Origin of the sequence: Pseudomonas sp. TE50-2 (genome assembly GCF_040813665.1) — a bacterium.
Taxonomy (GTDB): domain Bacteria; phylum Pseudomonadota; class Gammaproteobacteria; order Pseudomonadales; family Pseudomonadaceae; genus Aquipseudomonas; species Aquipseudomonas soli.
In genome coordinates, this window is record NZ_JBFNXN010000001.1 from 5,190,529 (window position 1) to 5,205,598 (window position 15,070).

The following is a 15,070-nucleotide window of genomic DNA, read 5'->3' on the forward strand; positions in this document are numbered from 1 at the left end:
CTAGAAGTCCACCTTGCCGCGCCCCGCCTTGATCGAGCCGCGCCTGGATTTCGTGTCGAGGCGCCGGGTCTTCGAACCCAGGGTCGGCTTGGTCGGCCGGCGCTTCTTCTCGACCTTGACGGCACCGATGATCAGCTCGGCCAGACGCGCCAGGGCGTCCGCGCGGTTCTGTTCCTGGGTGCGGTACTGCTGGGCCTTGATGATCAGCACGCCGTCAGCGGTGATGCGGCTGTCACGCAATGCCAGCAGCCGCTCCTTGTAGAATGCCGGCAGTGAAGATGCCTGGATGTCAAAGCGCAGGTGCACGGCGCTGGAGACCTTGTTGACGTTCTGGCCACCGGCGCCCTGCGCGCGAATATAGCTCAGCTCGATCTCGGCATCCGACAGATGAACGTTGTTGGAGATGGTCAGCATGGTGTCTCTCTTGTGATAGCCCGACCATTATCACATCTCCTTGCATTCACTGCCGCGCCATGTGCCGCCGGTATTGCCTGGCACGGGCCGCGTCGCTCAGTTGCTGGCGCAGCAGCGCCCACCAGGGCGCCACCTGGGGATCGGGCGCCTTGGCTTCGCTCAGCCTGCGCAGCTGGAACTTGACCATGGCCATGTTGCCCAGCGAGGCCAGCGCCTTGTTCTTCCAGGTGATCGGGCGCAGTTCCGGCACCGCCTCCTCCCCCGCCTGCCAGTCACGGGGCAAGGCCGGCGCGATGGCCAGCGCGGTACCGATACCGACCATCTCGACGCCGCTGTGCACTACCTGCTCGGCAACTGGTCGGCGGCGGATGCCGCCAGTGACCATTACCGGCATCTTCGCCACCGTGCGGATGTCCCGGGCGAATTCAAGGAAGTACGCCTCCCGCGCCAGCGTGCGGCCATCTCTGGCCTGGCCCTGCATCGCCGGGGCTTCGTAGCTGCCACCGGACAGCTCCACCAGGTCGACCGCCAGCTCATTGAGCAGGACCACCACCTGCCGCGCATCGTCTGCGCTGAAGCCGCCACGCTGGAAGTCCGCCGAGTTGAGCTTGACGGCCACGGCGAAGCCGGGCGACACCACTGCACGCACCGCCTTGACCACCTCCAGCAGCAGTCGCGCACGATTTTCCAAGGTGCCGCCCCACTGGTCGGTGCGCTGGTTGCTCAGGGGCGAAAGGAACTGGCTGAGCAGGTAGCCATGGGCCGCGTGGATTTCCACCCCACTGAAGCCCGCCTGCTCCCCCAGCCGCGCGGTGTTGGCAAAGCGGCGGATCACATCCTCGATCACATCGTGGGTCATCGCCCGCGGGGTGGAGAAATGCCTGGACATGCTGCCCAGCTCCAGCGCCACGGCCGACGGGCCCCAGGTTTCCTGCCCCAGGCTCGCGGGCATCTGCCGGCCGGGGTGGTTGATCTGCAACCAGAACTGCGCGCCCTTCGAGCGGCCGATGGCGGCCCACTGGCGAAAACGCTCCAGGTGTCGATCATCCTCCAGCACCACGCCGCCGGGGCCGGTCATGGCGCGGTTGTCGACCATGACGTTGCCGCTGATGAGCAAGCCGGCGCCACCCTGCGCCCAAGCCTTGTACAAGCGCATCAGCCGGTCGGAGGGCGCATGGTCGGCATCGGCCATGTTTTCTTCCATGGCAGCCTTGGCGATACGGTTGGGGATGACCGCGCCATTGGGCAGGGTCAGGGGGGAGAACACGTCCATCGGCGTTACCTCAACAAAGTTCGTGCCGCAGACGTTAGCTTTAAAGTCAACTTTAAGGTCAAGCCCTGAACCGGCCGAAAATTCGGCATTGACTCTCAAGTTGGGTTGAACGTTAGGGTGATTACGCAGCCCCGACATCATCCCCCCTGGAGATACAGCACCGTGAAACTCGGAACCGTCACCGCCTTGGCCGGCGCCCTGCTGATGCCCGTCACCCACGCCGCCAACGGCCTCCCTGAGCATGCCGCTACCACGCAGATCGACATCGCCGGGCACCCGGTGCCCGTGCTCAAGGGCGGGCTGTACGACCGTTACCGCTCCAACCCGCCGCTGGCGGTGATCCAGGCCGAGGCGCCGGATATCGACCTGAGCTGGTTCAAGGGCCTGGAGAAGAGCCGGGTCGACATGGGTTTCGAGTCGTACTCACCGAACTTCTACTACCGCAACAGCCGTGTCACCGCCGTCTACACCGCCGATCTCGAACGCCTGCGGGCACTGATCCCCGCCGCCGTGCTGGAGCAGGTGCAGCCACTGCAGGTCTGGCCTGGGCGCGGCCTGGTGGCGTTCACCGCCTACACCTACGACTACTGCGACAACGACAGCTACAACGAGGTTGCCGTGTCGATCATTACCAACAAACCCGGCAAGGCGAACCTCGGGCCCTTCTCGCTGGTCGGGCAGTCGATGGCCAAGGATTTCTGGGGCTATGTGCTCAAGCTGCCGGTCAACACCGAGCTGGCACGGGTGCGCGGCGTGGTGGGCTACAACCTGCCCAAGTGGCTGACCGGGATCGACCGGCGCGAGGACGCCCAGGCGGTGACCTACGATATCGTCGATGCGCGGTCCGGCAAGGTGGACGTGGTGTTCAGGGCCAGGAAGCTCGACGGATTGTCCCACGAGCCAGGCCTTGTCACCAACAGCTTCACCAACCTCGATCATCAGGGCCGCCTGGCCTTCGGCTACGCCACCTCGCGGCAGGTCAGCCATGCCTCGAGCATGCAGGCTGATTCAGCGGAACTGGTGCTGGGTGATGGCGAGCTGTCGCGCTATATCCGAGAGTTGCAGTTGGGACGGATGGTCAAGTACGAGTACGTGCCCGAGTTCCAGAGTGCCTTGTACGCGCCCAGGCCGCTGGCAGCGCTGGCTGCGGGTAACTGAGGCGAAACGCGATTGCTTGATGTAACGCGGACTGCGTGAGCGCTACAACTTGGATTGCTGGGCCATTTCCTCACGCAGCCGCTCCAGCACCCGCTGCGAATTGTCCACGCACTGCATGCCTTCGGGCTTGCTCTCGATGCCCTCGATCACCAGCAGCAGCTGCGCCTTGTTGCGTGCCAGGCGTTCCTGCAGGCGCTCGATCTCCTCGACCTTGCGCCTGAGCCCGCCCAGCAGTTCATCGTGCTGCCAGCCCTTGGCCTTGGCCGGCAGCAACCGGCGAATCTCCTCCAGCGAAAACCCGGCAGCCTGGGCGTTGGTGATCATCTCCAGCACCCACACGGCATCGGCGTCGTAGTCGCGGTAGCCATTGGCCTTGCGCTCGACCGAGCTGATCAGCCCGCTGGCCTCGTAGAAGCGGATACGCGACGGGGCCAGGCCCGTAAGCTTGGCCAGCTCTCCTATTCTCATGCAGCACCTTTGCAATTGCATTGACCTTGAAGTGCACTTTAATCCTAGAGTTGTCCGGTGGCCAGTGAACCCTCAATGGCCCGCCTTCACTAGCTCCTCACCCAAGAATCAGGAGACGCGAAATGGCATACGTCACAACCCCGGAAGGACTCGAGATCTTCTACAAGGACTGGGGCCCCCGGGACGCCCAGGTGATCTTCTTCCATCACGGCTGGCCGCTCAGCGCCGACGACTGGGACGCGCAACTGCTGTTCTTCGTCGCCGAAGGCTACCGCGTGGTCGCCCATGACCGTCGTGGCCATGGCCGTTCGAGCCAGGTCTGGGACGGCCACGACATGGACCATTACGCCGACGACGTGGCGGCGGTGGTCAAACACCTGCGGGTCGAGGGGGCGATCCATGTCGGGCACTCCACCGGCGGTGGCGAAGTGATCCACTACATGGCCCGCCATCCCGGGGACAAGGTGCCCAAGGCCGCCATCATCGCCGCCGTGCCGCCGCTGATGGTCCAGACCGCCAGCAACCCGGGTGGGCTGCCCAAGTCGGTGTTCGACGACCTCCAGGCCCAGCTCAAGGCCAACCGCGCGCAGTTCTACCAAGATATCCCGTCGGGGCCGTTCTACGGCTACAACCGTCCCGGCGCCAAGGCAGATCAGGGCGTGATCCTCAACTGGTGGCGTCAGGGCATGATGGGCGGCGCCCAAGCACATTACGACGGCATCGTCGCGTTCTCCCAGACCGACTTCACCGAGTCGCTGAAAAAGGTGACGGTGCCGGTGCTGGTCATGCATGGCGACGACGACCAGATCGTGCCTTACGACAATTCGGGGCCACTGTCGGCCAAGTTGCTGCCCAATGGCACGCTGAAGACCTACAAGGGCTACCCCCATGGCATGCCCACCACCCACGCCGACGTGATCAACCAGGACCTGCTGGCGTTTTTTCGTAGCTGATAAAGGGTGACCCCTGGTCGGCGTCACATTTGGCGCCGGCCCATTACCCCACTGACAGGAACAATGAACCTGGCGCGCCTGCCGACGCTCTGAGCTGATAACCCCCAGGCCAAGGTGAGCCATGGAGCTGATCGTCGCGCGCCCCGAAGGGCTTTATTGCCCACCCGGTGATTTCTACATCGACCCCTGGCGGCCGGTCGACCGGGCAGTGATCACCCACGCCCACGGCGACCATGCCCGGCGCGGCAATCGCCACTACCTCGCCGCGGCGCCCGGCGCCGGGATACTGCGCGCCCGCCTGGGCGAGGATATCGACCTGCAGACCCTGCCCTATGGCACGCCGCTGGAGCACCACGGCGTGACCCTGAGCTTTCACCCCGCCGGCCATGTGCTCGGCTCGGCCCAGGTACGCTTGGCATACCGCGGCGAGGTGTGGGTCGCCTCCGGCGACTACAAGGTCGAGCCGGACGGCACCTGCGAAGCCTTCGAACCGGTGCGCTGCCACACCTTCATCAGCGAATCGACCTTCGGCCTGCCGATCTACCGTTGGCAAGCCCAGGCCTGCATCTTCGCCGACATCGACGCCTGGTGGCGCGCCAATGCCGCCGCCGGGCGTCCGAGCGTGCTGTTCGCCTACGCCTTCGGCAAGGCCCAGCGGATTCTCCACGGCATCGACGCCAGCATCGGCCCGGTGCTGGTGCACGGCGCGGTGGAACCGCTGAACCAGGTCTACCGCGCCGCCGGTGTGCGCCTGCCGGAAACCCTGCCCGCCACCGCGACCAGCAAGGGCGACCCATTGCTGCGCCAGGCGCTGGTCCTCGCCCCGCCCTCGGCGGGGGGCAGCACCTGGATGCGCCGCTTCGGCGACTACAGTGACGCCTTCGCCAGCGGCTGGATGCTGCTGCGCGGGGCGCGGCGTCGGCGCGGCGTCGATCGCGGCTTCGTGCTCTCCGACCACGCCGACTGGCCTGGCCTGCTCTGGGCCATCGAGCAGAGCGGTGCCGAGCGGGTGATGGTCACTCACGGCCAGGTCAATGTGCTGGTTCGCTACCTGACCGAACGCGGTCTGGATGCCCGAGCCTTCCAGACCGAGTACGGCGAGGAAGACGACAGCCTGGAGCCGACCAACTGATGAGAGCCTTCGCCGAACTCTACGCCCGGCTCGATGCCACCACCTCGAGCAATGCCAAGCTCGCCGCGCTGCAAGAGTATCTGGCCACCGCACCACCTGCCGATGCCGCCTGGGCGGTGTACTTCCTCGCCGGCGGACGCCCCCGCCAGGTGGTGCCGACCCGTGTGCTGCGCGACCTGGCGATCTGCCTGTGCGGCCTGCCCGAGTGGTTGTTCGAGGAGAGCTACCAGGCCGTCGGCGATTTCGCCGAAACCCTTTCGCTGTTGCTGCCAGAGTCGACCCATGTCGCGGATGAAAGCTTGCAGTGGTGGCTGGAGCAGCTGCTGCCGCTGCGCGGCCTGCCCCCCGAAGAACTGGCGCCGCGCCTGCAGGCACTGTGGACGCGGCTCGACCGGCAAAGCCTGATGGTCAGCCTCAAGCTGCTCACTGGTGGTTTTCGGGTCGGCGTCTCGAAGCTGCTGGTGACCCGCGCCCTGGCCGCGTTGGCCGGGGTCGACGCCAAGCGCGTGGCGCAGCGCATGGTCGGCTACACCGACCTTGCGCACCAGCCGACGCCTCAGCGCTATCTGGCGTTGGTCGCCCAGGAGTCGGCCGAGGAACATGCCCAGCGTGGCGGCCAGCCCTACCCGTTCTTCCTGGCGCATCCGCTACAGGAGCCGCCCGAGCGTTTCGACGCGGTGCTCGGCCCGCCCCAGGAGTGGCTGGTGGAATGGAAGTGGGACGGCATCCGCGCCCAGCTGGTGAAACGCGATGGGCGTGCCTGGCTGTGGTCGCGGGGCGAGGAGCTGATCACCGAGCGTTTTCCCGAGATTGCGCAACTCGCCGCCGCTCTGCCCGACGGCACCGTACTCGATGGCGAGCTGGTGATCTGGAAGGAGCCATCCGACAGCGGCGAACAGAGATTCGGCGTCCAGCCCTTCGCCCTGCTGCAGCAACGCATCGGCCGCAAGACCTTGGGCAAGAAGCTGCTGGACGAGTTGCCGGCGGCGCTGCTGGCCTACGACCTGCTGGAATGGCAAGGCGAAGACTGGCGCAGCCGCAGCCAGGACCAGCGTCGGGCACAGCTCGAGACGCTGGTCGATAGCATCGGCGATGCCCGCCTGCGCCTGTCGCCGCGCGTGACCGGCGACGACTGGCAGGCGCTCGCCCGCCAGCGCGAGGCCTCGCGCCAGCTGGGTGTCGAGGGCATGATGCTCAAGCGCCGTGACTCGCTGTACGGCGTGGGCCGTACCCGTGACCTGGGCCTGTGGTGGAAATGGAAGATCGACCCGTTCAGCATCGATGCGGTGTTGATCTATGCCCAGCGCGGCCATGGCCGGCGTGCCAGCCTGTACAGCGACTACACCTTCGCGGTATGGGACGACAGTGCCCCGGGCGAGCGGGTGCTGGTGCCCTTCGCCAAGGCCTACTCCGGCCTCACCGACGAAGAGATGCGCAAGGTCGACGCCATCGTGCGCAGGACCACGGTGGACAAGTTCGGCCCGGTACGCAGCGTCACCCCGACCCTGGTGTTCGAACTGGGCTTCGAAGGTATCGCCCTGTCCAAGCGCCACAAGAGCGGCATCGCGGTGCGTTTCCCACGCATGCTGCGCTGGCGCACCGACAAGACCATCGAGCAGGCCGACACGCTGGCCACCTTGCAGGGGCTGCTGTGACGGTCAAGCGCCGCCAGCCTTCCAGCCGCTGGTTCGCCGAGCGCGGCTGGAAGCCGTTCACCTTCCAGAAGGCCGTCTGGCAAGCCGTGGCCGACGGCGAATCGGGGCTGCTGCACGCCGCCACCGGCGCCGGCAAGACCTATGCGGTGTGGTTCGCCGCGCTGGATCGTTTCGCCGGGCAGTGTGCCTCCCTGCCCACGTCAGCAGGTCGCGGCAAGCCTGCCATGGCGCCGCTGACCGTGCTGTGGATCACCCCCATGCGCGCCCTGGCCACCGACACGGCCAGGGCGCTGCAGGCCCCTCTGGATGACCTGGGGATCGCCTGGAGCATCGGCCTGCGCACCGGTGACACCGGCAGCGCCGAACGCGCCCGCCAGGCACGGCGCCTGCCCAGCGCCCTGGTCACCACACCGGAAAGCCTGACCCTGCTGCTGACCCAGGCCAATGCACGCGAGGCGTTCGCCGGCCTGCGCATGCTGGTGGTGGACGAATGGCACGAGTTGCTCGGCAACAAACGGGGCGTGCAGTTGCAACTGGCCCTCGCCCGCCTGCGCTGCTGGCAGCCGTCGCTTATGGTCTGGGCGCTTTCGGCCACGCTGGGCAACCTGGAGCATGCCCGGCAAGTGCTGATGCCGGCGGGCCGCCTGGTGCAGGGGCATGACGCCAAGGACCTGCGCATCGACACCTTGCTGCCGGCCGCCATCGAACGCTTCCCCTGGGCCGGGCACCTGGGCCTGCGCATGCTCGGGCAAGTCGTCGAACAACTGGAGGTCAGCGCCACCACGCTGGTGTTCACCAACACCCGCTCGCAGGCGGAGACCTGGTACCAGGCACTGCTGCAGGCGCGGCCCGACTGGGCCGGGCTGCTGGCACTGCACCATGGCTCGCTGTCACGGGAGGTGCGCGACTGGGTGGAGCTGGCCTTGAAGAAAGGCCAGCTGAAGGCGGTGGTGTGCACTTCAAGCCTGGACCTTGGCGTGGACTTCCTGCCCGTGGAACGCGTGCTGCAGGTCGGTTCGGCCAAGGGGGTGGCGCGCCTGATGCAGCGCGCCGGGCGCTCCGGCCACGCCCCGGGCCGGCCCTCGCGTGCCACGCTGGTACCTACCCACAGCCTTGAGCTGCTGGAGGCGGCGGCAGCACGCAGGGCGGTGGCGCAAGGCAAGGTCGAGGCGCGCCAGGCCCCCGAACGGCCACTGGATGTGCTGGTCCAGCACCTGGTGAGCATGGCCCTCGGCGATGGCTTTGATGCCCAGGACATGCTCGCCGAAGTGCGCAGCGCCTGGTCGTACCGCGACCTGAGCGAGACGCAATGGGCATGGGCCCTGGCGTTCATCCGCCACGGCGGTCTCTCGCTCACGGCCTACCCCGATTTCCGCCGCGCCGAGCCGGACGCCGAAGGCCGCTGGCGGGTGCCCGACGCACGCCTGGCACGCCGTCACCGCATGAGCATCGGCACCCTGGTCAGCGATGCCAGCCTGACCGTGAAGTTCTGGGCCCGCGGCGGCAGCGGATCGCTGGGCAGCGTCGAGGAAGGCTTCATCGCCCGCCTGCGCCCGGGCGACCACTTCCTGTTCGCTGGCCGCACGCTTGAGCTGGTGGAAGTGCGCGACATGACCGTCTACGTGCGCCGCGCCAGCGACCGCAAGGCCGCCATTCCGCGCTGGAACGGCGGGCGCATGCCGCTCTCGGGCGAACTGGCCGAAGCGCTGCTGGCCGAGCTGGACGCGGCGGACCAGGGGATGTACCAAGGCCCGGAAATGCGCCTGCTGCGCCCGTTGCTGGAGGTGCAGAAAGCCTGGTCGGCGCTGCCTGGCAAAAACGTCCTGCTGGCCGAGACCCTGAAGTCCCGCGAGGGCTGGCACCTGTTTCTCTATCCCTTCGCCGGGCGCTCGGTGCACCTGGGCCTGGCCAGCTTGCTGGCCTGGCGCCTGGCGCGGGATACGCCGCTGAGTTTCTCCATCGCGGTCAACGACTACGGCCTGGAACTGCTGTGCGCCAGCGCCATCGACTACGCCGGTGCCCTGACCCCGGCGCTGTTCGACAGCCAAGACCTGTTGCCCGAGGTGCTAGCCAGCCTCAATGCCGGTGAACTGGCGCGCCGGCGCTTTCGCGAGATCGCCCGGATCGCCGGACTGGTGTTTACCGGCTACCCCGGTGCGCCGAAGAGCACGCGCCAGTTGCAGGCTTCCAGCGGGCTGTACTTCGATGTGTTCAGGCAGCACGACCCGGACAACCTGCTGCTGACCCAGGCCCGCCAGGAGGTGCTGAGCCAGGAACTGGATGTGCAACGCCTGCACCAGACCCTGCAGCGCTTGCAGCCTCTACCGCTGCAACTGCGGACCATCAGGCGCGCCACACCGTTCGCCTTTCCGCTGATGGTCGAGCGCTTTCGCGAGAGCCTCAGCTCGGAAAAACTCGCCGACCGGATCCGGCGCATGGTCAGCGACCTGGAGCAGGCCGCAGGTGCCGGGGCACAGGAGCCTGCGGCGCTGACCACGCTGATGGTCGAGGATGACACCCGTGAACCTGGCCGCGCGCGCAAGGCCAGGCGCAGCAAGGACGGCCGGCCACGCCCGGCCAGGCAGCGGTCCTGAGGCCATGGCCAGCACCCCTCCCTCGCACATCAGCGTAAAGGTGGCCGGCACCGAACTCTGCCTGCTGGCGGAAAAGGCCCTATGGTGGCCAGAGCGGCAGACCCTGCTGATCGCCGACCTGCATCTGGGCAAGGCCGCCGGCTTCCGGGCACTGGGCCAGCCGGTGCCCAGTGGCACCACCGCCTGCAACCTGCAACGCCTGGATGCCCTGCTGCAGCGCTTTGCCTGCCAGCACCTGGCATTTCTCGGCGACTTCCTGCACAGCGCCAAAGGCAGAACCCCGCAAACCCTGGCAGCGCTTGCCGAGTGGCGCGCCCGCCATGCGACGCTGCCCATCACCCTGGTGCGTGGCAACCATGACCGGCACGCCGGTGATCCGCCGGCCGGGCTGGGCATCGAGGTGGTGGCCGAGCCGCTGCCGCTCGGCCCGTTCGCCCTGCACCACGAGCCCTGCTCGCATCCGCAGCGGCATGTACTGGCGGGCCATGTGCATCCGGCATACCGCCTGCGCGGCCGTGGCCGCCAACAGGTGCGCCTGCCCTGTTTCCTGGTCGGCGAGCACCTGACCTTGTTGCCGTCGTTCGGCAGCTTCACCGGCGCGATGACGCTGCAGCCGGGAACGGGTCAGCGGGTCTATGTCATTGGTGATGGAGGGATCTGGGAAGTGCCCGGACAATTGAAGTGACACGAACAATTAACCGCGTGCAAATTTAAATATATTTACACATTCGATACAGCTGCTTACACCTGCTCATAGCCCATTAAAATTGTTTCACCAAAAACCTGCATAACTGCGCCAACAGTTAATTGAAATAACCATCGCCCCGCCAGACAATGACTCGCCGCCCCGCTCTTCGCCGCTATCTGCCTGCGGGGTTCAGGGCCATGAATTCCATACAACGCGCTTGCCGACGTGATATCGGCTCGCGCCATGTTTATCAAAAACCCAATAGCTCCGGACTTGAATTAGTCGCACGAGCAAACTTTTCACGTAACTTTCACACCCATTCCAAAGAATGAAGCACTGGCAAACTACTTGCCGAGGAAACCTATGAACACCCCCGCCATTCATACGCCCACCCTCCCGTGTCCAGCCCAGGAGCGTATTCTGCTGACCGGTGCCACAGGTTTTCTCGGTGGCGCCGTCGCCGCCCAGATGATCGCCGAAGGGCATGCCGAGGCCCTGTGCTTCCTCGTTCGCGCCGATAACCCGGCGCAGGGCCTGCAACGCCTGCGCGACAACCTGCGCCAGCATGGTGTCGACGACAGCCAGAGCCAGGCCCTGAGCGAAGCGCAGATCCTCTGCGGCGACTTCCTCGACACCGCTTGGCTGGCTCGCGAGACCCCGCGCCTGATGCAGGTCGACCGGGTGATCAACTGCGCCGCCGTGGCCTCGTTCTCGAAGAACCCCAATATCTGGCCGGTAAACGTCGAGGGCACCTACGCCTTTGCCCAGGTGCTGAGCCGCTCAAGCCGTCTCAAGCGTTTTCTCCACGTCGGCACCGCCATGTGCTGCGGCCCGCAGCGCGAGTCACCGATCAGCGAATCGTGGGAGTTCCCCGAGGCCGCGCAGCAACTGGTGGACTACACCGCCTCGAAGGCGGAGATCGAACGGCGCATGCGTGAAGAACTGCCCAGCCTGCCGCTGGTGGTGGCGCGGCCATCCATCGTGGTCGGCCACCGCAGCCTCGGCTGCCAGGCCTCGGGCAGCATCTTCTGGGTGTTCCGCATGGGCTTCGCCCTGGAAAGCTTCACCTGCGGCCTGGACGAGCAGATCGACGTGATCCCGGTGGACTACTGCGCCGAGGCGCTGATCGGCCTGGCGCTCAAGCCCCGCCTGGGTCATGACCTCTACCATATCTCCGCCGGCCATCATTCGGCCTGCACCTTCGCCGAGATCGACCAGGCCTTCGCCTTGGCCAATGGCGCGGAGCCGGTGGGCGAGCGCTATCGCAAGGTCGAGGCGGACGACCTCAAATCGCTCGCCAGCCATTTCGAAACCCGCATCGGCCCGGCCAACCCACGGCTGGTGCTGCGCGCACTGCGCCTGTACAGCGGCTTCGCCGACCTCAACTACCTGTTCGACAACAGTCGGCTGCTGGAAGAAGGCATTGCCGTGCCGCCACGCTTCACCGACTACCTGGACGTCTGTGTCAGGTCGTCCAGCGGTGTGAGCATCGCCACGCAGATGCAGTGGGATTTCAAGTAATAAGCGTCACTGGGGCTGCTACGCAGCCCATCGCCGGCAAGCCGGCTCCCACAGGGACCGCGCAATTAGTGAGGCCTGCGCTGTATCTGTGGGAGCCGGCTTGCCGGCGATGGGCCGCAAAGTGGGCCTGACTGGCATTAGCCAAAGAGGGTGATTTACTTAACATATTCATGAGGCGCATGATCACCACTTCTCCCGTGGAGGTCATGCTGCCGCCGTATGCCTACGGTGTTGGACGCGATGGACAACTTGGCAGCCTGAAGCAAAACCCTGGCAGTCCCAGGCAAGACACCTACCTTTCGTTAGGTGCTCAATACCTGCAACCGCCAGCGCTTGTGCAAGCCGTGCTGTCCAACAATTCCAACTGTCCAGGCTGCGCCATGATCAACATCGAAACGCCGACGTACTACACCGCCACCAAGAAGTACAACCTCAGCTTCCCCACCCTGGAAAGCGACATCGAAGCCGATGTCGTGGTGATCGGCGGCGGTTTCTCGGGCATCAACACCGCCCTGGAACTGGCCGAGCAAGGCATCACCAATGTCGTCGTGCTCGAGGCTCGCTACCTGGGCTTCGGCGGCACCGGGCGCAACGGCGGGCAGATCATGGCCGGCATCGGCCACGACCTGGAGAAGATCAAGAGCAGCGTGGGCGATCAAGGCCTGCGCGAGATCTTCGAGATCAGCGAGCTGGGCGCCGGCATCATCAAGGCGCGCATCGCCCGCTACCAGATCGACGCCGACTTCTGCCACGGCTACGGCTACATGGGCTTCAACGCCCGCCAGGAAAAGACCCTGCGCGCCTGGGAGAAGGACTTCAAGGCCATCAACGGCAAGGACGAGATCCGCTTCCTCGGCGGCTCGGAGGTCAGGCAGATCATCGGCTCCGACGCCTACAGCAGCGCCCTGCTGCACATGGGCGGCGGCCACGTGCATTCGCTGAACCTGCTGCTTGGCGAGGCCCAGGCCCTGGTCGGCCACGGTGCGCGGATCTTCGAGCACAGCCCGGCCCTGGAAGTGCACTACGGCGAGCGCATCACCGTGCGCACCGGGCGCGGCTCGGTCAAGGCAAGCAAGCTGCTGTGGGCCTGCGATAGCTTCCTCAACAAGCTCGAACCCGAACTGCATGCGCGCACCGTCAACACCTATGCCTTCCAGTTGATGACCGAGCCACTATCGGACGAGCTCATCCAGCGCATCAGCCCGATCCGCGGCGCCTACAGCGATATCCGCCCGGTGATCGACTACTACCGCGTCACCCGCGAGAACCGCCTGCTGTTCGGTGCCGCCACACCGTTCGTGGAGCACATCCCCAAGGACCTCAAGGCCTGGAACCGCAACCTGATGCTGAAGATCTTCCCCTACCTCAAGGACGTGCGCATCGACCTGGCCTGGGGTGGACCGATGGCCACCAGCGCCAACCTGTTCCCGCAGATCGGCACCCTCAGCAACCGCCCCAACGCCTTCTACGTGCAGGGCTACTCGGGCTTTGGCGTCACCCCCAGCCACATCATCTGCAAGATCCTCGCCGAAGGCATGAGCGAAGGCTCGGCCCGCTACGACCTGATCAGTTCGGTCAAGCACGCGCGCATCCTCGGCAAGGACCATATCCGCCCACTGCTGCTGACCGCCGGCAAGACCGTGCATCAGCTGTCGGGCTTCTTCAACGGCCGCCGTTGATTCTTTTTGAACAAGACCAGGAGAACCACCATGACCCTCACCGCCGTCCGCCAGGGTGTGCAGCTGTCCGAACTCGACGCCTGGGGCACCGTTGCCGACCTTGGCTCGACCATCCTCGAAGGCGAGGTCAAGTGCTACGGCAAGATGACCCACGGCGCCCCGACCGACCCGGTCAGCAGCGCCTATTTCGGCACCACCCAGGGCAAGTTCCGCATGGTCTATCCGTTCAGCGAGCAAGCGGTGATCGTGACCGGCGAGATTCAACTGACCGATGAATCCACCGGGCAGGTGACGCGCTACAAAGCGGGTGATGCCTGGTTCGTGACCAAGGGCACGCCGGTGCTGTGGGAGGTGTTGAGCGAGACCTTTGTGAAGCATTACCTTGCGCTAGCCTGATTACATCCTCGCGACCGCTTCGCCGGCAAGCTGGCTTCCACAGGGGACGCATAACCTGTGAGAGCCGGCTTGCCGGCGATGCTTTTAGCGCCCTGCCGTCAACGCCATGGCCCTGAAATCCTTTGGCGACTGCTCGAACTGCTTCTTGAACGCCCGGCTGAAATGCGCCGAGTCGGTGAAGCCCCACTTGTAGGCGATCGAGGTGATCGACTCGCGCTTAAGGAACGGGTTGGACAGATCATCGGCGCTGCGCTTGAGCCGTGAGCGCTGGATGTAACGGCACACGCTGTCGCCCTCCTCCTCGAACAACCGGTACAGGTGGCGCACCGAAATGCTCAGGCGCTCGGCCAGGTTCGCCGGGGTCAACCCGGGCTGCCCCAGCGACTCGTCGATGACCTTCTGCACATAGCCGCGCAGGCTGACACCGCCGAGCCCGACCAGCGAGCCGGGATTGTCATCAGCGTGCTCGAAGCCCGGCTCCAGCAGGGCGATGAAAGCCGCCTGCAGCGCCTCGCCCTGGGTTGCCCCGGCCTCGTCGCCTTCACGGCACAGCTGATCCATAAGCAGATGCAGCATGCGCCCGCAGGCGTTGGTCGAGGAGATCTTGCCGAAGGTCGTGCCCTGCTTCGCAAGATGTTTGCGCACCTGCTCGCGGGACAGTGACAGCGAAACATGCTCGATCAGGCCGAACGGGGTGATCTCGCACGGCCCCACCGAGTCCATCAGCAGCAGCTCGCCCGGCGACAGTTGGATGCTCACGCCCTCCTGGGTGATCTGTGAATAGCCCATGCGCTGGCTGACCAGGAAGCAATGCTGGTCGTCGTCACGGTCAGGGTTGTCGCCCAGGCGGCGGATATTGCCGGCATTGGTGCGCAGATTGGCCAGGGCCAGGCCGGCGCGGTTGTAGGTCGATATCTCGCCGATGAACAGCGAGCGGTTGAAGGCAAGTTCGGTCTGGAACTGGCCGCAGACTTTTTGCATGGCCGTCGTCCAGCGCTCCAGGCCGTCCTGGGCCGGACTTGCGCTGTGCACTGAAGCGGGCTGGGGCATGGGCATGGCGACCTCCACAGCAACGGTTGTTGTTATGGGGACAATTGTTAACATGTTATCAATGAAGGTACAACTGTCATCTTTCCAAG

13 protein-coding genes are annotated in these 15,070 nt (G+C 65.6%); 9 read left to right on the forward strand and 4 right to left on the reverse strand.

The window, feature by feature from the left end:
• Positions 1-414: an alternative ribosome rescue aminoacyl-tRNA hydrolase ArfB gene (arfB, locus tag AAHK21_RS23790; protein ID WP_367858532.1), complete on the reverse strand. Its 414-nt coding sequence runs from the start codon at positions 412-414 to the stop codon at positions 1-3.
• A gap of 46 nt (positions 415-460) precedes the next feature.
• Positions 461-1,687 carry an NADH:flavin oxidoreductase/NADH oxidase family protein gene (locus AAHK21_RS23795; RefSeq protein ID WP_367858533.1) on the reverse strand — a complete coding sequence of 409 codons (1,227 nt, stop codon included), beginning with the start codon at positions 1,685-1,687 and terminating at the stop codon, positions 461-463.
• A gap of 204 nt (positions 1,688-1,891) precedes the next feature.
• On the opposite strand from AAHK21_RS23795, the gene AAHK21_RS23800 reads away from it, so the two are divergent.
• Positions 1,892-2,845, forward strand: a complete 954-nt coding sequence (locus AAHK21_RS23800; RefSeq protein ID WP_367859025.1) for an acetoacetate decarboxylase (ADC) — start codon at positions 1,892-1,894, stop codon at positions 2,843-2,845.
• A gap of 42 nt (positions 2,846-2,887) precedes the next feature.
• On the opposite strand, the gene AAHK21_RS23805 is transcribed toward AAHK21_RS23800, so the two are convergent.
• Positions 2,888-3,313 carry a MerR family transcriptional regulator gene (locus AAHK21_RS23805; protein WP_367858534.1) on the reverse strand — a complete coding sequence of 142 codons (426 nt, stop codon included), beginning with the start codon at positions 3,311-3,313 and terminating at the stop codon, positions 2,888-2,890.
• 122 nt (positions 3,314-3,435) lie between these two features.
• On the opposite strand from AAHK21_RS23805, the gene AAHK21_RS23810 reads away from it, so the two are divergent.
• The 8 genes from AAHK21_RS23810 to AAHK21_RS23845 all read left to right on the forward strand — a co-directional run bounded on the left by AAHK21_RS23810 (position 3,436) and on the right by AAHK21_RS23845 (position 13,931).
• Positions 3,436-4,266, forward strand: coding sequence for an alpha/beta fold hydrolase (locus tag AAHK21_RS23810; RefSeq protein WP_367858535.1), 831 nt, complete (start codon positions 3,436-3,438; stop codon positions 4,264-4,266).
• A gap of 121 nt (positions 4,267-4,387) precedes the next feature.
• Positions 4,388-5,398 (forward strand): ligase-associated DNA damage response exonuclease, encoded by a 1,011-nt coding sequence (locus AAHK21_RS23815; RefSeq protein ID WP_367858536.1) that lies wholly within the window; start codon positions 4,388-4,390, stop codon positions 5,396-5,398.
• Entirely contained in the window at positions 5,398-7,053 is a 1,656-nt protein-coding gene (locus AAHK21_RS23820) for an ATP-dependent DNA ligase (RefSeq protein WP_367858537.1), read from the forward strand. The genes AAHK21_RS23815 and AAHK21_RS23820 overlap by 1 nt, the downstream gene beginning before the upstream one ends.
• Entirely contained in the window at positions 7,050-9,647 is a 2,598-nt protein-coding gene (locus AAHK21_RS23825) for a ligase-associated DNA damage response DEXH box helicase (RefSeq protein ID WP_367858538.1), read from the forward strand. Before AAHK21_RS23820 ends, AAHK21_RS23825 begins: the two co-directional genes overlap by 4 nt.
• A gap of 4 nt (positions 9,648-9,651) precedes the next feature.
• Positions 9,652-10,332: a ligase-associated DNA damage response endonuclease PdeM gene (gene pdeM, locus AAHK21_RS23830; protein ID WP_367858539.1), complete on the forward strand. Its 681-nt coding sequence runs from the start codon at positions 9,652-9,654 to the stop codon at positions 10,330-10,332.
• Positions 10,333-10,698: 366 nt separating this feature from the next.
• Positions 10,699-11,856, forward strand: coding sequence for a cationic peptide resistance protein CprA (gene cprA / locus AAHK21_RS23835; protein ID WP_367858540.1), 1,158 nt, complete (start codon positions 10,699-10,701; stop codon positions 11,854-11,856).
• A 380-nt stretch (positions 11,857-12,236) separates the two neighbouring features.
• Positions 12,237-13,535 carry an FAD-binding oxidoreductase gene (locus AAHK21_RS23840; protein ID WP_046855715.1) on the forward strand — a complete coding sequence of 433 codons (1,299 nt, stop codon included), beginning with the start codon at positions 12,237-12,239 and terminating at the stop codon, positions 13,533-13,535.
• Between the two features lie 30 nt (positions 13,536-13,565).
• Positions 13,566-13,931 carry a cupin domain-containing protein gene (locus AAHK21_RS23845; RefSeq protein ID WP_023631207.1) on the forward strand — a complete coding sequence of 122 codons (366 nt, stop codon included), beginning with the start codon at positions 13,566-13,568 and terminating at the stop codon, positions 13,929-13,931.
• Positions 13,932-14,015: 84 nt separating this feature from the next.
• On the opposite strand, the gene feaR is transcribed toward AAHK21_RS23845, so the two are convergent.
• Complete coding sequence (feaR, locus tag AAHK21_RS23850; protein ID WP_367858541.1) at positions 14,016-14,987, reverse strand: transcriptional regulator FeaR; 972 nt, start codon at positions 14,985-14,987, stop codon at positions 14,016-14,018.
• Between the last annotated feature and the right edge of the window lie 83 nt (positions 14,988-15,070).

Coding starts and splice junctions, on each gene's coding strand:
- arfB (WP_367858532.1), bottom strand. CDS start 414: ATGCTGACCATCTCCAACAACGTTCATCTGTCGGATGCCGAGATCGAG.
- AAHK21_RS23795 (WP_367858533.1), bottom strand. CDS start 1,687: ATGGACGTGTTCTCCCCCCTGACCCTGCCCAATGGCGCGGTCATCCCC.
- AAHK21_RS23800 (WP_367859025.1), top strand. CDS start 1,892: ATGCCCGTCACCCACGCCGCCAACGGCCTCCCTGAGCATGCCGCTACC.
- AAHK21_RS23805 (WP_367858534.1), bottom strand. CDS start 3,313: ATGAGAATAGGAGAGCTGGCCAAGCTTACGGGCCTGGCCCCGTCGCGT.
- AAHK21_RS23810 (WP_367858535.1), top strand. CDS start 3,436: ATGGCATACGTCACAACCCCGGAAGGACTCGAGATCTTCTACAAGGAC.
- AAHK21_RS23815 (WP_367858536.1), top strand. CDS start 4,388: ATGGAGCTGATCGTCGCGCGCCCCGAAGGGCTTTATTGCCCACCCGGT.
- AAHK21_RS23820 (WP_367858537.1), top strand. CDS start 5,398: ATGAGAGCCTTCGCCGAACTCTACGCCCGGCTCGATGCCACCACCTCG.
- pdeM (WP_367858539.1), top strand. CDS start 9,652: ATGGCCAGCACCCCTCCCTCGCACATCAGCGTAAAGGTGGCCGGCACC.
- cprA (WP_367858540.1), top strand. CDS start 10,699: ATGAACACCCCCGCCATTCATACGCCCACCCTCCCGTGTCCAGCCCAG.
- AAHK21_RS23840 (WP_046855715.1), top strand. CDS start 12,237: ATGATCAACATCGAAACGCCGACGTACTACACCGCCACCAAGAAGTAC.
- AAHK21_RS23845 (WP_023631207.1), top strand. CDS start 13,566: ATGACCCTCACCGCCGTCCGCCAGGGTGTGCAGCTGTCCGAACTCGAC.
- feaR (WP_367858541.1), bottom strand. CDS start 14,987: ATGCCCATGCCCCAGCCCGCTTCAGTGCACAGCGCAAGTCCGGCCCAG.